General features: G+C 44.4%; 19 protein-coding genes. 14 read left to right on the top strand and 5 right to left on the bottom strand.

Annotation, left to right across the window (positions count from 1 at the left end):
• The first annotated feature begins 63 nt into the window (after positions 1-63).
• Both IPL83_11360 and IPL83_11365 read left to right on the top strand, forming a co-directional pair.
• Positions 64-1,371 (top strand): hypothetical protein, encoded by a 1,308-nt coding sequence (locus IPL83_11360; protein MBK9039743.1) that lies wholly within the window; start codon positions 64-66, stop codon positions 1,369-1,371.
• Positions 1,372-1,527: 156 nt separating this feature from the next.
• On the top strand, positions 1,528-2,754 hold the full coding sequence (locus tag IPL83_11365) for a matrixin family metalloprotease (protein ID MBK9039744.1): 1,227 nt from the start codon (positions 1,528-1,530) through the stop codon (positions 2,752-2,754).
• 109 nt (positions 2,755-2,863) lie between these two features.
• Here IPL83_11365 and IPL83_11370 read toward each other — a convergent pair whose 3' ends face one another.
• Together IPL83_11370 and IPL83_11375 are read right to left on the bottom strand one after the other, a co-directional pair.
• Positions 2,864-3,814 carry a trypsin-like peptidase domain-containing protein gene (locus tag IPL83_11370; GenBank protein ID MBK9039745.1) on the bottom strand — a complete coding sequence of 317 codons (951 nt, stop codon included), beginning with the start codon at positions 3,812-3,814 and terminating at the stop codon, positions 2,864-2,866.
• Positions 3,815-3,896: 82 nt separating this feature from the next.
• Positions 3,897-4,646, bottom strand: a complete 750-nt coding sequence (locus IPL83_11375; GenBank protein ID MBK9039746.1) for a Crp/Fnr family transcriptional regulator — start codon at positions 4,644-4,646, stop codon at positions 3,897-3,899.
• Between the two features lie 1,177 nt (positions 4,647-5,823).
• Here IPL83_11375 and IPL83_11380 point away from each other — a divergent pair.
• The 12 genes from IPL83_11380 (at position 5,824) to IPL83_11435 (ending at position 17,126) form a co-directional block, all read left to right on the top strand.
• Entirely contained in the window at positions 5,824-6,231 is a 408-nt protein-coding gene (locus tag IPL83_11380; GenBank protein ID MBK9039747.1) for a hypothetical protein, read from the top strand.
• A 72-nt stretch (positions 6,232-6,303) separates the two neighbouring features.
• The gene (arfB, locus tag IPL83_11385) at positions 6,304-6,714 is read left to right on the top strand and encodes an aminoacyl-tRNA hydrolase (protein MBK9039748.1); all 411 of its coding nucleotides are present in this window, start codon (positions 6,304-6,306) and stop codon (positions 6,712-6,714) included.
• A gap of 180 nt (positions 6,715-6,894) precedes the next feature.
• Positions 6,895-7,563: a MotA/TolQ/ExbB proton channel family protein gene (locus tag IPL83_11390; protein MBK9039749.1), complete on the top strand. Its 669-nt coding sequence runs from the start codon at positions 6,895-6,897 to the stop codon at positions 7,561-7,563.
• Positions 7,564-7,600: 37 nt separating this feature from the next.
• Complete coding sequence (locus tag IPL83_11395) at positions 7,601-8,035, top strand: biopolymer transporter ExbD (GenBank protein ID MBK9039750.1); 435 nt, start codon at positions 7,601-7,603, stop codon at positions 8,033-8,035.
• Between the two features lie 17 nt (positions 8,036-8,052).
• Positions 8,053-8,499, top strand: coding sequence for a biopolymer transporter ExbD (locus IPL83_11400; protein MBK9039751.1), 447 nt, complete (start codon positions 8,053-8,055; stop codon positions 8,497-8,499).
• Positions 8,496-11,444, top strand: a complete 2,949-nt coding sequence (locus tag IPL83_11405) for a tetratricopeptide repeat protein (protein MBK9039752.1) — start codon at positions 8,496-8,498, stop codon at positions 11,442-11,444. The genes IPL83_11400 and IPL83_11405 overlap by 4 nt, the downstream gene beginning before the upstream one ends.
• Positions 11,445-11,447: 3 nt before the next feature.
• On the top strand, positions 11,448-11,783 hold the full coding sequence (locus IPL83_11410) for a hypothetical protein (GenBank protein ID MBK9039753.1): 336 nt from the start codon (positions 11,448-11,450) through the stop codon (positions 11,781-11,783).
• Between the two features lie 7 nt (positions 11,784-11,790).
• Positions 11,791-13,005, top strand: coding sequence for an AgmX/PglI C-terminal domain-containing protein (locus IPL83_11415; GenBank protein MBK9039754.1), 1,215 nt, complete (start codon positions 11,791-11,793; stop codon positions 13,003-13,005).
• 9 nt (positions 13,006-13,014) lie between these two features.
• A complete protein-coding gene (locus IPL83_11420) occupies positions 13,015-14,094 on the top strand; it encodes a hypothetical protein (GenBank protein MBK9039755.1) in 1,080 nt (359 codons plus the stop codon).
• A complete protein-coding gene (locus IPL83_11425) occupies positions 14,094-14,849 on the top strand; it encodes an outer membrane beta-barrel domain-containing protein (GenBank protein MBK9039756.1) in 756 nt (251 codons plus the stop codon). Before IPL83_11420 ends, IPL83_11425 begins: the two co-directional genes overlap by 1 nt.
• Entirely contained in the window at positions 14,846-15,964 is a 1,119-nt protein-coding gene (locus tag IPL83_11430; protein MBK9039757.1) for a hypothetical protein, read from the top strand. Before IPL83_11425 ends, IPL83_11430 begins: the two co-directional genes overlap by 4 nt.
• A 4-nt stretch (positions 15,965-15,968) precedes the next feature.
• A complete protein-coding gene (locus IPL83_11435; protein MBK9039758.1) occupies positions 15,969-17,126 on the top strand; it encodes a VWA domain-containing protein in 1,158 nt (385 codons plus the stop codon).
• Between the two features lie 107 nt (positions 17,127-17,233).
• Here IPL83_11435 and IPL83_11440 read toward each other — a convergent pair whose 3' ends face one another.
• The 3 genes from IPL83_11440 to IPL83_11450 form a co-directional block, all read right to left on the bottom strand.
• On the bottom strand, positions 17,234-18,817 hold the full coding sequence (locus IPL83_11440) for a hypothetical protein (protein MBK9039759.1): 1,584 nt from the start codon (positions 18,815-18,817) through the stop codon (positions 17,234-17,236).
• 154 nt (positions 18,818-18,971) lie between these two features.
• On the bottom strand, positions 18,972-19,334 hold the full coding sequence (locus IPL83_11445; protein MBK9039760.1) for a hypothetical protein: 363 nt from the start codon (positions 19,332-19,334) through the stop codon (positions 18,972-18,974).
• Positions 19,335-19,423: 89 nt separating this feature from the next.
• Positions 19,424-21,217 carry an aromatic amino acid hydroxylase gene (locus IPL83_11450; protein ID MBK9039761.1) on the bottom strand — a complete coding sequence of 598 codons (1,794 nt, stop codon included), beginning with the start codon at positions 21,215-21,217 and terminating at the stop codon, positions 19,424-19,426.
• Positions 21,218-21,352: the final 135 nt, after the last annotated feature.

Raw genomic sequence — 21,352 nt, forward strand, 5'->3', positions numbered from 1 at the left:
TCATAGCGTAAAAGTTATATTCCAGATCGGATAAACCGCTCAATCAGTTGGCACGGAGAAATAATGATTGGAATAATGGGTAAATCAAAAAGTCCTTTGATTTCGATTCTAGCTTATTGCCTCATTTCAAGTTTTTGTTTCATGGGTTGTGCAAAAGAGAAGAAGAAGTCCATTGAGGGAAGTTCAAAAGTTCAGACTTACTTTGTTAAAGGCGATCCCAAGAATCTTATTTCCGGAAGCACTGGTGAACCCTCAACTCCTTTTGGGGGGGATCAGATTCGCGAGACAAACAACTACCTTTTAACATCAATTATCCAGTTCACGGAGAGGGAAGTTGCTCTTCCTCCCAACTCGAATCGGGACCTAGAAAAAGAAAATGCTCCCAGGGATAAGGAAAGTCCGAGCAAGGAAAGGAAAACCGAAGTTTCAAAGGACTTTAACATGATTGAAAAACTTAATGGGGTCTGGAGTTTTGAATCGCAGGATCCAGGCCAACTTAAGTTTTTACTAAGTTCTGATACCAACGGAAAGTTTAAGATATTTGCCCTGCAGTTAAGGGAAAAAACGCTGCCTGTTACCCCCATTCACTTTAGCTGTTCTCAGAATTGCCAAATAATGAGTTTTCTTGGCCGTTATGATGCTGAAGATTCCGGGTCCGCTCTTGTTGCTTTTTATTGGACAAAAAATGAACCAACTCCCCCAGTTCCCATTGGCACAAAGGTGTTTAATTACATTTTTGGAAAAGGGGTGAAAATTCCCTGGAACAACAAATCCCCTCTCCCCGTGAAGATTTGCGGAACCCAGACCAGGAAGATCGAAAAACCTATTCGCCAGGCCGTCGCAAACTGGTCTCAGCTACTCACTGACCGACTTGAAATCGAACTCGAAACGGTGGATACATACCCTCCATTTTCTGATCTGAATTTTCATTGTATTCAAATTGTTGACAATTATTTAATGGAACAGGATCCCGAAATTTCACAACATGCCATCACTATTGGCACTTCAAATCCTATTACCAACCAAATGCAGGATTCCGACATCATTATTTTTGCAAAGGAGCTAGAAAAATATGAGGATTTTTCTAATGATATCCCAGGTCTTGTTCGAACCGTCAGGCATGAATTTGGACATCTCTTAACGCTCGACCACCAATTCGAAACAGAAAGTATCATGTCCTACAATCCTGAAGACATCCAGTGTTCTTTCTATGATGCGATGGCCATCGCAAATCTCTATCCTCGCACGAAGCCGATGAAGCCGGTGAAGCCAAAAACAGAACTATCTCTGTCAAATAAAGGAGACTCTAACCAACAGCTGCAGGCCGTTGCATTTCCTTCTCCTGCTCCGACGGAAACAACAACATTGTAGTTCTTCATTACTGTATTTCTTTGTGTCGATTTGTAATCTTGAATATTTTTTCAAAACACAAAATGACTCGCTTCCCTGTTGCCGTCTTTTTACTCATAGCGTAAAAGTTGTATCCCAGATCGGATAAACCGCCCAACCAGTTGGCAAGGAGAAATAATGATTGGAGTAACAGGTATATCAAAAAGCCCTTTGAACTCAATTTTGGCTTATAGCCTCATTTCAAGCCTTTTCTTCATGGGTTGCGCAAAAGAGAATAAGAGATCCAATGTGGAAGGTCCGAAAGTTCAGACCTACTTTGTTAACGGCGATCCCATGAATTTTATTTCCGGAAGCACTGGCGAACCTTCAACTCCTTTTGAGGGGGATCAAATTCGGGAGGCAAACAACTACCTATTGAGATCAATTAACGAGTTTATGGAGAAGGAAGTTGCTGTTCTTCCCAATCCGAATCAGGACATAGAAGAGGAGAATGCCCCCAGCGATAACGACCCGAGCGAAGAAAAGAAACCCGAAGTTTCACAGGCCTATAACATGATTGAAAAACCTAATGGGGTCTGGAGTTTTGAATCGCAATATCCGAGTCAACCTAAATTTTTACTGAATTCTGATACCAATGGAAAGTTTAAGATATTTGAAGTGCAGGTAGGCGAAAAAAAGATCCCTGTTACCCCCATTCACTTTAGCTGTTCTCAGAATTGCCAAATGATGAGCTTTCTTGGCCGTTATGATGCTGGCGAATCAGGCTCCTCTCTTGTTGCTTTTTATTGGACAAAAAATGAACCAACTCCCCCAATTTCCATTGGCACGAAGGTATTTAATTACATTTTTGGAAAAGGAGTGAAAATTCCCTGGAGCAACAAATCCCCACTCCCCGTGAAGATTTGCGGAGCCGAGACCAGAAAGATCGAAAAACCTATTCGCCAGGCCATCGAAAGCTGGTCTCAGCTGCTCACCGACCGCCTTGAAATCGAGCTCGAGACGACGGATACATACCCTCCATTTTCTGACCTGAATTTTCATTGTATACAATTTGTCGACAACTATTTAACGGAACAAGATCCCGATATTATAAATACTGCCATCACTCTTTCAGAGAGAAATCCTATTACCAACCAAATGCAGGATTCAGACATCTTTATTTTTGCAAAGGAGCGAAGGAAAGTTGAACGCTCTTCTGATTATGATTTCAAAAGTCTTGTTGGAACTGTCAGGCATGAATTTGGACATCTCTTAACGCTCGATCACGAATTCGAACTAGATAGTATCATGTCCTACAATCGTGCAAGCAATCAAATTTCTCTCCATGATGCGATGGCCATCTCAAATCTCTATCCCCGCACGAAGCCGATGCAGCCGAGGGACAGAACCATCTCTGCCAAATAAAGGAGACTCTAACCAAGAGCAGCAGGCCGTTGCATCTCCTCCTGGGCCAACGAAGACAACAACATTGTAGTTCTTCATTATTCAGTGAACTATATTCAGTGAACTACATTCAGTGATTTAAGCGGCACTGAGGATCATTCAGACGAAATCTGCCTTGTCCGTCAAAACAGCTCGCTAGCTCCTGAACTCTCTGCGCATAGTTAAATTCAGGATGGGAGGATGTTCTCCCCGTTTTTTCAACTTCACAGGGATGATTTTCCTGACAGGGAGTTCTCGCTCTATCATCCACTCCCGTGTTGATCAAAGCTACAATTTTACCTGTCACCAAAGAAACAAGAGATGACCCGGAAGACCCACCCAACACACTGCACTTGTTCCGCATCGAAGCCTCAAATCTCCATTCCCCTTCGAGCAGATCAACAACCTCAAGAATCTGGCATTCACTCTTTCTCAAGTAACGGCTCAAAAGCCCACTTTGAGGGATTCCCACATTTGCCACCGTCTCCCCAAAAATTGGGGCATCAGAAGCAATCGGAAAACCCTTTAAGCCAACCGAACGCAGATCTATCCTCTTCCCTCTCAGTCTCATCAAGGCCAAGTCAGTCCACGTCATGGTGGCATATTCGATTCTCTCGACCAAATATTTAATTTTACGATTTCCTGCATCTTCATAAAAACGCGCCGTAAAACTCAATCCACGCGCGGGAGCTCGGTCAACCAAAAACTCTCCGGGCTGCGGAAATCCGTCCATCAGACAGTGTCCATTGGTAACAATATAAACCGGGGCATCATCCCCCCCACCCACATCAATGTGAGTCGCTGAACATCCACCTCCAAAAGATCCCTGACTGAGAAGTCCCATGCCTCCCCACTCTGGAGAACGGTCAAACGACAGCAATTCCCAGGCAACCCGACTGGAATTCGCCTGATCGTCAGAAAGCCGATTTCCGTCCTTGTCAAAAATGCTCTGTGGAGAGAGGGCGTTTGACTGAAGCGAAACAAAAACAAATGTTAATAACCCAATCAATTGGAATTGAATAAAGAAAAATCCCTTTTTCATAGTTGCCCCCGGTTTCATTTGGCAAAAAGTAATCCGAACATAAAATCCACTGTTAAATGCTTTCACAGTGTCAAAAAATAATCTACTCCTCTTTTGCCGAAACCAAGAAAGAAACCAAATGGGGAGCCTTGTCGGCCTTAAACTCGCTCGCAATATCTTCCAAGACTTGACGATTTTGAATTTGGGTGCGTCGACCTGTCTTTCTCACCACGCCCTTCGCCAGAAAATCAGTAAAGCAACGTCCAACTCCCTCCTGAGTCACTCCTGCCCATGCGGCCAATTCCTTGTTCGTCCAAGGACGTGAACCCAGTTTCCCATTAAAATAAAGGATCCCTGCTGCAACGCGAGCTCTAAGACTTTTGTTCGACATGACCTGCATATGACTCAGAAACTCTTGAATATAACGCGACTGCATCTCAAGAAAAGACTCCGATAATTGACTAGAAATATCCATCACCTCTCGCACTCGAACACTTGGAAAAAGACATAACCTCGTGGCCTCTCTGGAAATATAAACACACTGAGAATGCCGCGTCTCAAACAGACAATCAATCCCAATCAGATCTCCAGAAACCATGATAGCGGCAACAAAATATCGACTGCCACCATTGCTCACTTTGCGAGAAATGGATCCGTCCATAACGTATCCAACCTTCAAAATTTCCGCCTTATCAGATGAAACCACCTCACCGGGAGATAGTCTTAGAATTACTTGCTCACGATTCAGTTCATCCAAAGCTCTTGCCAGATCAGCTCGCCCGTCAATTGACCGACCCATTAGAAGCCCTTTAGACCCAATCCCCCTCCCGCTTTCGTCACTTCCCATTTTCAAATTTTATGACCTCCATTTATTCGAAAAATTTGTGATCGTCCCGATCATCTGTATCTCTCAATCTCTGTCGTAGCTTGGTCAATCATATGAATTCCTCACCCCCATAACAAAATATTTCTTCTGAGACCCAACCTTGAGTTAGTTATTTCGATCAAAAGCAATATTCTCAGTTAAGTAAAATTAATTTACTGATTCGAATCAATATTTTGACCAATTGTATTCAAATTGAGACACATCAATACGAGAGAGTGTTATGACACAGTCATAATACAGAAACTGAAGTGATATCTCCTCTGCCATCCCAGTTTTACATGTGTAGCCCATCGACAGCGTGAATAGGTTTACGATATCTATTGGACTTACAAAATCATCCGTTATTCCATGATGTTGAAAACTCCACGTCCCAAAATAAAGCGGATAAATGCCCAGTTGTTTTTCAGGTCAATTCCTTGGCGGAACATTTTCTCATCTAATTTCGATGACTTATGATTTCTTACTTGGACTGGAATTTGAATTCTCTTTCAAGTGAATGTAGTGAATATGAATCAAGACAAAGAAGGGGATAGGACACTGGCACAGAAAGACGTCAAACTCATGCATTTTGTTATTATTGTAGTTTCAACGGCTTTCTCTGCGGCTAGCTTTGTCTTTTCTCTCCCTCCAGAAGATCCGCTTAAGCCTGTGTTAAGCGCAACCGCAAAGAACCCCAGGCAACTGAGAACACGAACAACACTGAATAAATATAAGACAACCTCTCAGACTACAGCAGAAAACAACCCCCAGCCAAAGCGAAAATCTGTGTCTAAAAACCATAAGAGACGGAGTTTTCCCCCGGTTCTCGTTAAAAAAATCAAATCAAAGATTGTGGCGGGGAACTCGCCTAATTCCGTTTTGGTATACAACTCCTCACGTTCAAGACAAAACGGCCTATAGTTAGCGCAGATACAACATAAAATGAAATCAGTAGTCCTGCACTTAAGTCCCAATCACAATCAATTCCTGCTCAGACAGATCGTGTGGTGGTAGCCTATTTCGAATGCACATGAGGCCTCGCTGTAAAATCATTTCAAATCTATTCCGGGCCCCTCAGTTCCCAAATGAGAGGCGATTGCTATTGATACTCATCCCATTCCTCGCCTCTATCTCCTTCTCCATTTCTTGCAGCCAGGGAGGGTTCTTGCTAAAAGCCCAGGCCCAGAAAGTTCTCAACTCCACCTGCCAACTACGGGAGGGCTCCGTCCTCAATTGGGTATGGTGCGGGGACAACATAGTGGCCGGAAGCGCTGTGAGCCAAGTCTGCCTTGGAAACGCCTCTTTCACAGATCACACAGCAACCATTCTTCGCTTTTCAAGCCAGGAGAAAAATTCAGAAGAATGCTGGTACTCAACAAACGCTGCCCAGGAAGAGACTGCAACATCCGAATGCAACCAAATCTATGTGCGAAAGTACGAAAAAGACATAGCAACAAGAATAAAATCCACGGACATTGTGGAATGTTACCAGGAAGGCCTTATTCTTAGGGTTTCAGGCAGCCTTGGCGGCCCCCGAGAAGAATTTGTAGCCAAACGACCATCTACGAAATAGAATTCATCCTCATGAGTAAGTGCCCTCGATGACTATATTCGAAGACAGAATATTTTCGCGCTTGAGGTTAAAATGACTCCTTTCATCTGGAAGAGAATCTTGGACGAATTGGATTTTCGTTACAGCCGAAGCTCGGGCCCCGGCGGTCAGCACGTCAATAAAACTGAGTCAAAAGCTGAAGTCCGATGGAATCTCGCACAAACCCATGCCTTGACAGAAGATCAAAAGGCCAAAGCTCTCGCTGACCTTCAAACCCTCTTAAGAAAGGGCGAATACATCATTGTAACATCGGAAGAATACCGCAGCAGAGAACAAAACAAAGAAATTTGCATTTCGAAACTAAAGAAAATGATTGAGAAGGCCCTATTTATTCCAAAAAAGAGGATTAAAACAAAGCCGTCAAAAGCTGCAAAAACAAAACGTATTGAGTCGAAAAAACAACGTGGGGAAATCAAAAAGACGCGCAAACAGTACAGATTTTGACTGACTCGACCTAAATCTTCTCAAAATGTCATTCGCAACAGAAAACTTCCCATAATTGTCACCGCTTTTGAAATTCATTTAGCCTCGATTCGCTCTATTGCCATTAAACGGTCGCTTTAGGCTGGCATCGCCATTGCGATAGACAAGCGAGGAACTAAACCCAAAGAGAGGTGGTATCAAATGTTTACGTATATTTCAGAGGCTTTCACTCATGGCGGAATTTGGATGTATGCCATTTTGGGCGTGCACGTATTTTCCATTGCTATCATTGTCGAGAGAGCCTATTTCCTGTATCTGAGGAGATCCCCAGGACAAAAACAATTAGCTCGGCATTTTGAAGACGACATCAAAAAAGGTCAAATCGATCAAGCCTTAAGCAAGGCTCGAAACATCTCCCAGTCAAATGCATTGGGTTCAGTGGCCGTCGCCGGAATCCAATCGGCTATCAATCTGGGTGGGAAAGACGAAATTCATGCAAAGATGGAAGAAGTGCTTTCATCGGAAAATGCAAAACTCGAAAAGAGGACATCTTTACTGTCGATGATAGGAAACGTATCAACCCTCATCGGCCTACTGGGTACGATTACAGGGATGATTAAATCCTTTTCGGCTGTGAGTTTAGCCAATGGAGCCGAAAAAGCGACAATTCTCTCGACAGGCATTTCAGAAGCAATGAACTGCACAGCCTATGGACTTGTCGTCGCCATCCCAGCTCTTGTCATGTATTCAGTGCTTTCTAACAGAACCAATGAGCTACAAGAGGATTTGAATCAGGCTTCTACGAAAGTTCTCAACTGGCTTTGCTATAGCTTCGAAAATGTACCGCGCGCAAAACGGAAATCTATATAGTAAATAGTAATAATATTTATTTATAAGGACGTGACAAATGTTTTCCCGTAACAAGAAAAAAAATCATGCTTCCGCTGAAGTCAATCTTGTCCCGTTTATCGACCTGCTGTCCGTATGCATCAGCTTTTTACTCTTCACTGCTGTTTGGCTTCAAGCTGGGGTCATGTCCTCGAAGCAAGGTTTAGGTACTGAAGCTCAATCTCAAGATGAAAATCCAAAATCAATGTGGGTGGAACTAGAATCCAAGGATAGTATTCTGGTTTCGACCCACGGTCTTAAAGTTAATGATAAAAAGAAGCGCATCACTTTTGGCGATCTTGCTGATTATGCAGGATCCAAAAAAATGGAAAACCCGGAACTCCGAACAGCTATTGTATTTCCACAAACAGATTCTAGTTACGAAGACCTGATTCAAGCGATGAATTTCTTAAAGAAGGCCGAATTTGTCGACATCGGAATTGCTCCTTTATAACAGAGAGGTCCCTATATATGAGAAAAGCCAATTCGTTTAAGAAATCTAAGTCCCACTCTGGAGAACACAGCGGACACAATTTGACCTCATTGGTTGACTGTTTCGCCATCATTTTAGTGTACCTTCTATTGGCCACCTCATTTGGCGAAATCGATCTTGATATGCCAAACGGAATGGTCCTCCCAAAGGCCAGTCAAGCACAGGCCTTGACGAATTCGCTCGTTATTTTAGTTAACAAAAATCAGTCATACGAAATCGGCGGGAGAACGATCGCCCTGCAGCAATTGGGAGAAGAGTTAAAGAAGCTCTCGGACCTACAAACCGACAACCCAGACAAAAAGGCTATCGTCATTCAAGCTGACCGTCAATTGACCTGGGGTGAGCTCAACCCCGTCGTTGTGGCTGGTCTGCAATCTGGTTTTTCTGAAGTTCAATTTGCGGTTATTAAAGAGGAGAAAATGTGAGTCGCTCAAGCCTGATGGCTCTTGCCTTCATTTTTTCAATCTTCATGTCGATTCAGAGCCACAGCTCTGAATCAGAGTCTGCGACTGCCAGAATGGATCTGCAAACTCATGACGCCCTGATTGGAAAGCTCACAACTGTTCTACCTAGTTTGCCGGATAACTCAGAACAGGCAACTACCATAAAAATTCGGCTTGGTGATCTCTATTCTGAACGAGCCCGCCTTAAAGACATTGCAGCTGGCGAGAAAAATTGCACCGAATGCAAAGATGCAAAAAAGGATCGCCAGAAGGCGATTGCATACTATCTAGCAACAAAGCGCATGATCCTGAGCCATATTGAAAATATTCAAAGGGTCAACCTCCAATTGGCTAATCTTTACAAGTTGACAAATCAGATCAAAAGTATGGAGAAGACCTATAAGGAAATACTTAAGGATAGTCGCCAATTCAAGATTCACTCAAAAGCCCACCTCGGCATTGCAGAAATATTATTCCAAAATGGGGATTATCGTAAAGCTGCTATTTCCTACGACTCAGCACTTCGAAGAGCCACGCCAGAAGATCGGGCTTATATTGTCTTCCGCCAATCATGGACAGCCTACAATCTTGGACGCAGCGACGAAGCGCTACGAACGATACAAAAGGCCATCAAACAAGCCCAAAGACTTTCTCTCACCGCATTTCATAAAGATCTGATGCGCGATTACGCAACCATGCAGGCGCGAAACCCTTTTACATCCAAAGATGTAGACAGCTATCTTGCACATTCTCCGGAGCAGGATAGAGTCGAAAATCTCAAATTTTTCGGAGAAGAAGCTGATCGTCTTGGAAACAAAAAGGGTTCTCTTCTTATTTGGACTCTTTTGTTGCGACAAGATAGTTCAAGCCATGACAGTGCTGAAATCCAACTAAAGCTCGCGCAGAACTTTTATGACCTTGAAAATTATCCTCAAGCTCTCCATCACCTCGATCAGACTGTTGTCTTCGTTCAAAAAAAGAACTGTTCAGACAAAAAATGTGAGAGTGTCAAAAACGATTTCAAGTCCCTTTTAGTTACTTGGACAAAAAAGGAAAAGACGGCCCCTACAGAAAAACTCTCATTGGCCTATCAAAAATATATTTCCTGCAATCCTGAGGATTTTGAAGTGATCGTTTGGGCCGCGCAGGTGGCAAAGCAACGCAATGATAACATCACGGCATACGAACTTTACGAGCAAGCGGCAATTGTAGCTGCAAAAAAGAAGATGAAAAAGGAATTGGAGTCTTCTCTGGTCATCGCTATTGAAATTGCTGAAGAAAGCCACAATCAAGCGCTTTACGAAAGGGCTCTCCGGAAATATCTCGAACTCAATTCAAATGGGCCCCTGGCCTACACCGTTCGCTATCAACTTGCCTATATTCTCTACAAGACCAACAAGTATGCAGAAGCTGCAGAGGCGTTCAAACGCTTAGCTCTGGATAGCGATTTCAAGGATGGTAAACTTCGTTTGCAGTCGGCTGAACTCTCACTTGACGCCTTGAAGCTTATCAAAAATGATCGCGAGATCCGTGAGTTTTCAAGACTTTATGCTCCGAAGTTTCCCAATCGTGCCGATCATTTTAATGAGATTGGACGTAAGGTCACAATAAACCAGATTGTTTTAGCTTTGAAGTCAGCGCCCGTTGACGAATCACTGGTTCGTTCTGAGTTGAAAATCCTGATAGCCTATCCAATCAAACATCTACCTGCTGATGACCAGGCAACTCACTATCGCACTATGATTTTGGGTTCTGAAAAGCTTAAAGATCTCGAAACAATCTCCTCGTCTAGCAAGAAGCTTTTAGCCGTGAGAGGCATAACAAGGAACGACATTGAATTGGCTAAGAAAAGTCTTCTCTGGGTTCATGAACTTAAATTGGAATTTAGGGAAGCCTATTCCGTCGCAAGCGATCTAGCAATGAAAGATCTAACTCAAGAACAAAGGTCTTTGCGCCTCGGACTTCTGGCCGAGTTGGCAGGACTCAATCCTGAAAAGCACTTTAATGCTTTCCTCAGAACAGCTCGGTCCACGCGCAACACCAATCTCATTCGTATAAAGCTGATCCGCCGAAGTCATTACAAATGGGCGACCTATGATCGAATGATAGGTCAATTAAGGTCAAATCCAGATTTATTGGCGCAGATCACTCTGGAACTTCACGCGCAGGATCCACGTCCTGCAAAAATTGATAAAGCCCTTTCTGTCCCTGGTGTGCGCTCCACGCCAGAGGGAATCTATTTGTCAAATCTAAAACTTCGAAAGAATTTCCAGCAGTTTTCTGAACGGGTGCAACGTCACAGTATTGCAACAACCTCAGATCGAGGTCTCCAAAAGGGAATCAAGGAGCGAATGCAACTTCTTGAAAAGCTAAAGAACGAGTACAATGAAGCCAATCAGCACGGAGACATCTATTTACAAGTTCTCGCTCTCAAAACAATTGCCAAAGAATATAATCGATTTTATCTCCAATTGACTGGCCTCCCAACCCCTAAGGGACTCTCTCAATTGGAAAGAGCAACCTACAGTAAACTGATTCAGGAGCGAGCACAGCCTTATCAACTGGCTTCCAAAGAGGCTGAAACTCTGTTGTCCAATTTCTTTTCTATTAACTCGCAGATCATTGATAAGCTGAAGAACTCAATTGGAAGCGAAGATCCGGTGGCTCGCATTGTGGCTCTGAGTGATTACAGAGCTCTCCGGGAATTCCTCCCAAGCAGTGAGGCTTCTCGATTCGAAAGCGAAATTAAGAATCTGAAAGTGAATCCCTCACGAATTGAAAAGGCACGCCAAAATGTCGAGAAAAATCCATTGGACCCCTCAACACTTGAAGACCTTCGTGAGTTGGAAGTAAAACGTGCAAACGGTCCTTTGATTGCATATTTAGATGAAAGATTATCTCAGATTAAATCTGAGACACGGAGATAGAAGATGAGGCCATTAATTGTCACTCTTGAACTTGCGACCCTGTTGTTTTTTCTCGGTACGACCGACAGGCTGTCAGTTTGCGAAGCCAAACCTACCAGCTCAGTTAATTCGGGAAGGCCAAGTAAGAATATCAAAAAGCAGAAAGCCACATCCAACGATAACTCCGAAGCTTCGAAATTGAGCACAGATATTAATTTTAACGATTTGACTGTTAGAGGCTTACGCCAATCTCCCCTTGGAATGACAACAACTGTCGAGAATGAAAAGGATATTCCACGTCTCATTGATTACAGATGGGATTTTCAAGATCGTGCGGTTCGCTCCGCATCAGGAAGGTAGAGGCGATATGAAAAATAGCTATTTGATTTTGCAAAATTCGCAAGGAGAAACAGCCCGCGTACTTCCATTCACGCGAGAGGAGCTGGAAATTATCTATCGTCATGACCTTAAGCGTATTGAAATTGTCAGAGACAGTAAAGAACTGACCGATGAAGGCATTCAAGTTGATAAATTGGGCGAAGTCACAAAATCGAGTCCCATCGATCAGACTGTTATGAAGGGAGCTTGGGGACAGATTCGGCACGTAAAATCAGTCGCTCAGGTGACACCTGACGTATCGGAGCGCAAAGAGCAGAATCGCGACTTCTTCTTCTTCATTAAATGGACAGCTGGAATTCAGGTGAGTTTACTTGTTCTCACGCTTCTCATTGGTTGGTGGATTCATAACCAAGAGCAACCCGAATCCCAAGTAGTAACTGTATTTAAAAAGGAAGACTTGGTCGAAAAAAAGGTGCCGGTTGTAAAACCAAGTACTCAGAAAATCAAACCTGTACCACAACAGGCACAGGTTATTCCGAAAAAATCGCCAAGAGTACAGCCCAAGAAAGTTGTTATAAACCAACCAACCAAGGTCAAAACACGTAATGAAAGGGCCGGGAACGATCTCAATCGAATGGGAGCTCTCAGTGCGCTCGGAGGCATGGATAAGAACTCAAACGGGCCGGGAGGGCTCTCTAAGTCGGCCTCAAAGTCTGGTGGCTATGGATTTGATTCTTCCCGCGCGAGGGACGGATCCGAACGAGGACTTTTGGGCCATGGCTTGGTTCAGGCTGGTATTGGCGGTGGCGAGAACTTAAGCGGCTATGGCGGTTATGGAACCAAGGGGAAGGGCCAAGGACAAGCTGGCTACGGATCTATGAAGATGGCCGGAAGTTCGGGCGGTTACTACCTCCCAATGAGTGAGGAAGCTACGGTTGACGGCGGTCTCCACCCCGATCAGATCAATGCTGTGATTCGCCGGAATCAGGGGCAGGTTATTTATTGTTACGAAAGAGGATTGCAGACAAAACCAGATCTGTCTGGCCGAGTTGCAGTCAATTTTGTGATTTCTCCGGGCGGCCAGGTGACTGTCGCGAAAGTCGCTCACACAAGCCTCTCAGCAATACAAGTGGAATCTTGTATTCTGGGGAAACTTCGCGCTTGGAGATTTCCAAAACCAAAAGGAAATGTTGCTGTAAAAGTCACGTATCCGTTCTTACTCAAGCGATTAAACCAAGGATAAAGGACTCATATGAAAAATATTATTTTAATTGTAATCGCGAGTATTATTGCTACTGGATGTGGTGGATCGAAGGATCCGCTTGAGAAGTATCCAAATGTAAAATCGGACATTCCGCCAGTTGAGCTGAAGACCGAGGACCAAGCCTACAGGGCTGGGTGCGGAATTAATATTGTGGCTCCTCCCACTCTGTTTGCGATCGAAGAGAAGATGACTAGTGTCGAGATATATGTCCGTGGACCCCATGCCTCATCGACTCAATCCCTCTCTATCAACGAGACTCCGGTAGGATTTGAACAGCCTGCAAAAAGTGGCATGACTCCAAATGGTTTGATGTTTGTCATAAAATATGCGCCGCCCAGAGGCACCGTTGAGGTTGGAAAGAGTTTTAAATCCTTCCAAATTGAACTTGCTCCAATTAGTCAGTCGGTTGCAACAGAACAATGCCCAACACAGATGGGAATTGTTGTCTCCAGCACATCTGAAGTGCCAATGATCAAGGAAATCAGCGCTCCCGATAAAATCAATCCAACCACTGCTAGCCACCCGCCGATCAGACTTGATGTCGTGGCAATGGGGCTTAAAAACAACCAAGCGCTCGATCTCAACTGGGATTTTGATGGCAATGCAGTTTCGAAGGAAAATCCGGTGATCAACCTGGCTCCAGCCATAAAGGGAACTCACCCCCTATCATTGGGAAATAACACATACCGGTTTCTATTAGAAATTGACCCAGACATACTACAAACCATTATTGTCCAATTCCTGAAAGCGAACAATGAGTTCCTTAAACGAAATCCGACAAGAACCTCCATTGATGGGCTTGTTCGCTTCTCGGTTTTAAATCAAGAACAGCAGCCACCTTTGATTTCACCACACGAAAATGTTGTGATAAAAATTGCGCGGCCCGCATCCGAAACACCACCTCCCTCGAATGTGGCAGTGCTTTCCGACATCTCCAGCGCCGCTGCCCCCGGAGCCACGGCTAGTCCAGGAATTCTTGTTCCAGCAGCCAAGCCAGATCAAAAAACCACCAAAGGAAAAGGCAAACCCGGTTCAAAACCGAGAGGTTCTAAAGGAAGAGGTAAGTAATGAATCACATAATCATATCATTTTTGTTTTCCGTTCTCGTCACATGGGCTGTCGTCATGGCGGACTCTGCCTCAACGACTGCACTGGCTGGGGAGAAAAGTCGTTCTGCTCCTGCTGGAAGCGAATTGGATTCCTTGGGTTCCAATAAGGCCATTGCAGAACGAGCCAAAGCTATTGACGGTGAAAATCGAGTTCGAGTTGTTCAAAATCGATCCGTCGATCGAAATCTTCGGTTCGAATTTGGAATCAGTTATGATGGCGTTACCGGAGGAGACTCTTATATTAAGACTAATAACCTTGGTTACGCACTTGACTTCCATATCACACCAAAAGTTTCAATTGGAGGTCGCTACTATGATGGTCTCAGTAAGCTCACCCCCGAAGGAGAGCGCATTTTTGCTGATGCCAATCAACGCAGAACCAACGGGGACAATTCACTTCGACCCGACTTGGATACACCACTCTCCTCATCTATTGGAATTCTCACTGTCTACCCACTTTATGGAAAATTAAATTTCTTCAATCTTGGAATCAGTCAATTTGATCTCTTTGTGACCGGCGGATACGGAACCATGAAGCTTACCTCTGGTGAAACACCCACTTGGATAGCTGGAGGGGGCGTCGGAATTTGGTGGTCACAACACTTTACTTCACGTTTCGAAGTTCGCTACCAGGAATATCAAGATGTTATTAATACTGGAACGCGCGATCAAGCCATTACCGCCTTTTCCTTTGGGCTTGGATTTTTGTTATGAAAACAAACTTGGTTTCGCACTTAATTCTATTGACTTTCTTTTTCAGCGCCACTCTTGGTGCGAGCCCAAAGTCTGTGGCCCTAGCGGCTACGAAGCCTCTATCGAACGAACTCAGACTTAACAACGAGTCCCTTCGAGACAATTTTGGCAATTATAAGTCATTTTTAAAAGCATACAACAAAGCACTGGCTCTGAAATTCGGAAAGGCGCGAAAATCAGTCAACTCTCTCGTCGAGCGATATCGAATGGCTCTCGCTAGCATCAGACAGAATCAACCGAAAATGGCATTAAAGATTCTTCCAACTCCTTCAGCATTTGAAAGAGCCGGATTGCCTTCAGATCGCCTGTTGCTGACCCAAGCTCGGGCCCAATATCAAGATAAGAATTATGCGGGTGCGATTGCAACCTACTCAAAAATTCCACAGTCCTCGGATCTCTGGATTGTTGCCATCGAAGAGCGAGCTCACACCCAAGGCCGATCGGGAAAGTACGAAAAGGCCCTTGCTGATTTAACAACACTCTTTTCTCCCGTTTTTGAGCCCGTTCTTGGTCCCGAGGCCTATTTTACAGCTGCTATCACTTATCTTCGATTGTGCCAGTACAGCAAGGTATTTGAAACTCTAAATCTCTTTAAGGAGCGAATGAAGATTCGCATCAATGACCTCACAAATGTAGCCAATGGAAAAGCCGATGGTTTTATTTTTACTGCAAGTCAGGACTTAAAATCAAAGGGCTATAACAGCATTTCCTATGCAAAGATTGCAAACCTACTTCCGTCCTCGTTTCACCTAGATTTCACTGTTCGTGATCAAATCCAAAAATCAACGAACGGAATGAACAATTTTGCCCTGCTATCTCGAGTTGCTCAACTGGCCAATGAAGATTTGAGTGAGATCAAAAGCAACCTCAATAAACTGCAACTTGTTGAGGCAGAGGTGATGCAACGAATTCATTTAGCTGAAAAGGTAAACGGAAACAAACGCAATAGCTTGGGCCAATTTAAGGCCGAAGACAATCAATTGTTTTTCCCATATAACGGTGAAGTCTGGATAGATGAACTGGATGCCTATCAGGTTCAATCTAAGGGATGCCCCAAGGACGCAGGTGGAGCTTAAAAATATGAAAAATATTGAATTGGATCTTAGTCAAATATCGAGTGTGCTCCGCACAAATTCAAGAAAATCATCCTTTCTTGTAGCATGTGGCCTAATTGCTTCACTCTGCCTTGGCTGCCAAGGAAGCCCGTCTGCCTATTTGGCAGCCCCTCCTGTACAACTGCATGCAGACAAATCTCAAGGTCAATCTCCAAAATTTGAACTGAAGTCCAAAGTGGATATTGTTTTTCTAATTGATAACTCTGAGAGTATGCTGAATGAGCAGGATCGACTCATCGCAGGTATTGATAAGTTTGTAGATAGCTTTGGAGAAAATGCCTTTATTGATTACAGAGTGGGAGTCCTGACTGTCTACGATTCCCATTTTGAGCAAAGCCTATGTAATACTCCTGTCAGACTCAATAACGGATCAATAGATGAATCAGGTAAAGTTGTCGAATGCTACCCTGAAGGAAAGCTTCGATCACCTTTTATCACACGTTCTGAAGGCGCAAAAGAGACTTTGCGGAACGCCCTTCGGGTTGGAACCCTAAAAACCAGCGAGGGCGGTCCCGAAATCGAAGAAATGTTTTCGCCCATCCTCAAAGGATTGAGTCCCGAAATGAACAAAATCAATGGAGATTTTATTCGTCCCGACTCTCAATTAGTTATTGTTATCGTTTCAGATGAAGAGGATTCGAGTCATCATGTCGGAGTGGACTCGTTTATCACGGGGATCGATAGACTTGTGGGCCTCAATCGAACAGATCTCTACGCGGTTGTTGCGATAAAACCATGTCACATAGAATCCTACGCTCATCGTCCAGACAAGATTTTGCAGGCGATCAATCGAGTATATGGGACGACTGAGGGCAGAGTGTTCCCTATCTGCGATGAAAATTTTGGGAACCATTTAGCGAGTATTGGATCAGATATTAGGAAGAAATTTAAGAAGCTGCAGATTGTTCTTCCCTCCATTCCACAGGAAGGAACCTTAATTTTATACTATGGAGATTCTCGAGTTGCACCAGGTCCTGGGTGGAACTACAATCCGAAAACTCTGACCGTAACAATCAACGAAAAGCTAAAAATACCTTATGTTCCTAATGCTGAATTTTGGGTGGATTACGTCAAAGTCGATGAAAATGCGATACGTAGAAATCGGGCCAAAGCAATTCAATGAGAGTTTAGAGGGACGGGGGGAAGATATCATCCATGCCCTTTTCTACCCACGGCAGGATCTCCGGCGACACTGGCTCTTTTTATAATATGAGATCACTCTCACCTGGTTCAAAACAAGCCACCGAGAATTTGCCACAAAGTTTCGCCCATGTTAAAAGTGAACTGCAATGAAATCATACTACTTTGGAGTGAGGTATCGGATTCAAGGCCCGTGTGAGTCTTATCAATCACGGCCGATGAGGTAAAATAAATAAGTCCCACGCCTAAGCGGCCAAATTGATAATTTAGACCACCAAAATAGTCAATGGCCTGAAAGGCATAGCTGGTGCGATCAGAAAAGGCTCCCGTTGCAAAGTGCCGTCCCCACATTTGATAGTATTGGGCGCCTAGTATGATCTTTGTGTAGCGAAGAGAAATTCCCGCCCCGGGTCCTATGAGATTGGAGGCCTCATATTGACTTGCATCGTTTGCTGTATTGACAAGATCAAAATATTTCACACCCGCGATGAGATAGACGTCCGTATCGGCAAAATCTAAAATGGGAATATTGACATTAAGCCGCATCCCAACTCCGTCGTAATAGGCTTTCTCTCCGTCGGGATTTTTTAAATTCATAAATGGATAGCCAAGTTGAACTTCAGCTCCTAGAAAGTACTTTCCAGCACTTGCTTTGCTCCCACCTGCCTTGGCAGAGGTAGCCGGAGCCTTTGCGCCAGCTTGCCCATTTAGAGAAAAAAGCAGGATGACAAAAACTACTTTTCTCGTCATTGGCCACGCACCACCAGAATGCTGTGAACCTGTTGTGTGAATATTTTTGATGAGACTGCCAACGTAGGTTCCGCTGGTCGTGATGACCTCAACCGAGTCGGTTGTATCGGAGGCAATAATGAGGTTTCCGTTTGGAAGTTCAGCCATCGCCGTCGGCAAAGCAATCGTCGCAGCGTTGTTAAAGATTACGGTCGATCCCGTAAGAGTCTGACTCGCTCGATAAATTGTACTGTTCGTACCGGCATAGTAGATATTGCCATCTGAGTGATTGACAAGATCGTTGGCAGCGTTTGTCAATGTGGCAACGGCGCAGGCTGATGCCACGGTCGGTCCTATTGTGAGTCGAAAAGCCGCCGTCGCTCCGGATTGAATCACCAAAAGCTCGCCACTGTTATTCACGACAACGGATCGCGCGGTTGCCGGAGCCGCACAGGGAGCCAACGCGCCCTGAATGAAGGCGTTACCGGTTTGTGGGATTCTTGTCCCCGAAAGATCAAATCGCTCAATGGACGTTCCCGCTTCGATAATAAAAAGATCATTGGTTGTAGGATGCCGAATCAGCTTGCCAATTGTGCCCGTCAAAAAGGAGCTGGCGAGATAGGGTAGGCGTCCACCTCCACCCATGTGAACCAAGTCCACTCGATCATTTCCTTCTAAGCTCAAAAGAAAGTGGAGACTGTCAAATACAGCCAAGCCACGTGGGCCGTTTGTTTCTGCGTAATAGTCTGCCAAAGTAGCAATTAGATTTCCATTTAAATCATAAGAGGTGACCGTCAAAACGGTCGCTGATTGGCTCGCCAAAATTATGCGATCAGAGTCCAAGCCCAAGGCCCCGACAAAAAAGGCTCCTTCCTTTTTTTCACAGGCAACTGTGCTAACCAAAACGAAAGCGATCAAAAAACAGGAGAAAGTAAAATTTATCACACATATAGATCGGCATTTGCATCAACGGGCAAAGTCTAGCTCGGGCGAACTAAACTTTTAGCCCTGGCCTTTACCCCTGGCCTTTAGTTCTGGCCTTTAGTTCTGGCCTTTAGTTCTGTTCATCCATGCTTTCGAGTACCTACTTCCGACATGATTATCTTCGTCCCTTTTTTATTTCCTTCAGTTCCTTCCATTCGCTTCTGCATTTTTCGGAAACTTCGTCCTTTTTCGATCTTAGGCACTTCAATAATTCTCTCTTGCTCAGGCCGGGACAAAGTGTTTCAGCATCATCGTGACAGGCCAACTTAATTTCCTTTCGCTGGGCCTTGCTCTGTTCAAAGGACGACTTACACTCGGATGATAGCTTGTCCTCGTTATCTTTTAGACATTTTACGATGCGACCTTCTCCGGCTTGGACACCTGAGCAAAAGGACTCTCGATCCTTAGCACAAGGCCCCTCAGCTCCGGCATGTGCGCTTATAAGCAGGGTTCCCATCATGACAACGAATATTTTCATATTTTGATCTCCTATTCTTGAATTATGCGATGACTTCTCAGAAATAATAAAATCGCCGACGCCGTTTCCAGCAACCAGGCATTTAGTTTTCACTCCAATCTAGACTTGAGTCGGGCCGGTATTCCTATTTCTCGAGCCAAACGGATTCCAACTTGAATACAGTCACGCACGTCAGAAGAGAAGCCATTGAAATTATTTTTCAAATGAGATTCTAGGTGGTGGGTAGTTTCAGACAATTTAAGTGCCAGCGATAACTCAAGTAGCTCCACTCCCATGAGCCAATGCTGACGAAACGAGTCGAAATATGTTTTGACTAACTTCATTGCACTTTCAGATTCAGAAATTGAATCATTGACGTTCAAACGTACGTTTCTAATTTCTTGATAGAGTGAAAATGCCGTGATTTGTTCAGGGGAATATATTCTGTGCTGAACTCTCTTCGCAACAAAGTCGTCAAGTGTGCCGTGCCGTATTCGATCTGCTGGTCCTCCAAAAACAGAAGCAATCAGACTTCCTACCCCTAGGTCGAAAACTCCCCATTCCGGTTTAAAAAGAAACTCATCACCTCTCTTCACCGTGCATTGATCAAACCCAATCAAAATAATTTGGCCATTCTTGCGGACTATTTTTCTCACCAATCCGATCACAATAATTCCCGATGCAAAACAAAGAGTCGCTGTCGAGTCAACCACCAAACCAAGTCTTTGCAAATCCTGGCTGTCCATAACTGAAAGACATCTGTTTTCATTTTTAAGCAAGCCAACAGGAGAACTGAAACCCTCAGAGTGGTAGTCAGTGCCATGACCATCAAGCTGACTTCCCTGCAGGCAAAGCTGTGTCGGCCCTTTGAAACTAAAAAAAATGGGTTCAATAAGACCTGCTACTTGAGCCGAATGATAAGATGAAAGAATTCCCGAAATCTGAAGTCCCGAATTGAGTTCGATCGTATTAACAGTTTTTGCCGCGAGAGCTTTCTCTAAGCCGATGAGCCCTCCCTGCTTGAACGCCATTTGGGAGCCGAGCTTCCTCAGTACGTTCTCAAGTACTTCAAAAGATGGTGTTACAAAAAGCTGGGGCTGCGGCTCCGTAATATCGTAAGGATAATCAAGACAGTGTAAAGTCAAAGGTAGTTTCGGTATCTTCTCCTCTAAGCAAGTCAGCGATTCTCCTAAGGATGAAAGAAGCCCTGCTCCAAATATTTTGGGTTCACCTAAATCTCCAATAAGTCCATACTCTGCTGTCCACCAATTCATACGTCCCAGGTAGGCCGCCTCCGAAACATAGGAAATGGCAAGAGTGGCCTCATTCAGTTTTTCCAATGCCTCCGCGATGTCACTGGGCTCACTGTCAGGATTTTCTTTGCAATCACTCAATATCCGAATGGCTTCATATTGCGCCAAGTCCTCTTTGCTGATGATTGCCTTGCTTGCAATCTCAGCATATCGCCGCAGGTAGCGCGCGTAGGCCGGGTCCACGAGCATTGGAGCATGCCCGGCGGCTTCATGAACAATGTCAGGAGCAGGCGTGTAGAGCAGATGATCAATTGATCTCATGTCACAAGCAATAGGAAGTAAGCCCAAGGATTGAAACTCCATAAAAGCAGCCGGAGGGATAAAACCACTCACAGAAACTGCCCCCCATCCAAATTCAGCAAGCCTACTATTCATGTCTTCTATTCGTGGTATGGATTCAATTGAAATTCCAGATCTCTCCATCCCCTCTAAATAGCAAGGATGAGCCTTTTGAGACAGATAGTTAGTCAGTCGACGCAAGATGTAGCGCCAAACGGCTTGGTCCTCGGGGGTGTAACGCCCGTAATCTTGGCTTACGACATACTTCTTGAGGTGCGCAGGAAACTGAATTTTATTATAATCTGGTACCACGATAAATCCTTTCCTCTTTTTTTCACCGAAAAGCTGGCCCATCTCACAAATAGCGATAATTCTTTGGTAAAACAAGCACCTCCTTCCAATATGATTGCAACACTCAATAATCCCCTAGACACTCTTAAAAAAACG

It is taken from the genome of Bdellovibrionales bacterium, from assembly GCA_016716765.1.
Classification (GTDB): Bacteria; Bdellovibrionota; Bdellovibrionia; order Bdellovibrionales; family UBA1609; genus JADJVA01.

Bases quoted from the DNA above. Each gene is read 5' to 3' on its own strand.
- IPL83_11360 (MBK9039743.1), top strand. From the start codon at position 64: ATGATTGGAATAATGGGTAAATCAAAAAGTCCTTTGATTTCGATTCTA.
- IPL83_11365 (MBK9039744.1), top strand. From the start codon at position 1,528: ATGATTGGAGTAACAGGTATATCAAAAAGCCCTTTGAACTCAATTTTG.
- IPL83_11370 (MBK9039745.1), bottom strand. From the start codon at position 3,814: ATGAAAAAGGGATTTTTCTTTATTCAATTCCAATTGATTGGGTTATTA.
- arfB (MBK9039748.1), top strand. From the start codon at position 6,304: ATGACTCCTTTCATCTGGAAGAGAATCTTGGACGAATTGGATTTTCGT.
- IPL83_11390 (MBK9039749.1), top strand. From the start codon at position 6,895: ATGTTTACGTATATTTCAGAGGCTTTCACTCATGGCGGAATTTGGATG.
- IPL83_11395 (MBK9039750.1), top strand. From the start codon at position 7,601: ATGTTTTCCCGTAACAAGAAAAAAAATCATGCTTCCGCTGAAGTCAAT.
- IPL83_11400 (MBK9039751.1), top strand. From the start codon at position 8,053: ATGAGAAAAGCCAATTCGTTTAAGAAATCTAAGTCCCACTCTGGAGAA.
- IPL83_11410 (MBK9039753.1), top strand. From the start codon at position 11,448: ATGAGGCCATTAATTGTCACTCTTGAACTTGCGACCCTGTTGTTTTTT.
- IPL83_11415 (MBK9039754.1), top strand. From the start codon at position 11,791: ATGAAAAATAGCTATTTGATTTTGCAAAATTCGCAAGGAGAAACAGCC.
- IPL83_11420 (MBK9039755.1), top strand. From the start codon at position 13,015: ATGAAAAATATTATTTTAATTGTAATCGCGAGTATTATTGCTACTGGA.
- IPL83_11425 (MBK9039756.1), top strand. From the start codon at position 14,094: ATGAATCACATAATCATATCATTTTTGTTTTCCGTTCTCGTCACATGG.
- IPL83_11430 (MBK9039757.1), top strand. From the start codon at position 14,846: ATGAAAACAAACTTGGTTTCGCACTTAATTCTATTGACTTTCTTTTTC.
- IPL83_11435 (MBK9039758.1), top strand. From the start codon at position 15,969: ATGAAAAATATTGAATTGGATCTTAGTCAAATATCGAGTGTGCTCCGC.
- IPL83_11445 (MBK9039760.1), bottom strand. From the start codon at position 19,334: ATGAAAATATTCGTTGTCATGATGGGAACCCTGCTTATAAGCGCACAT.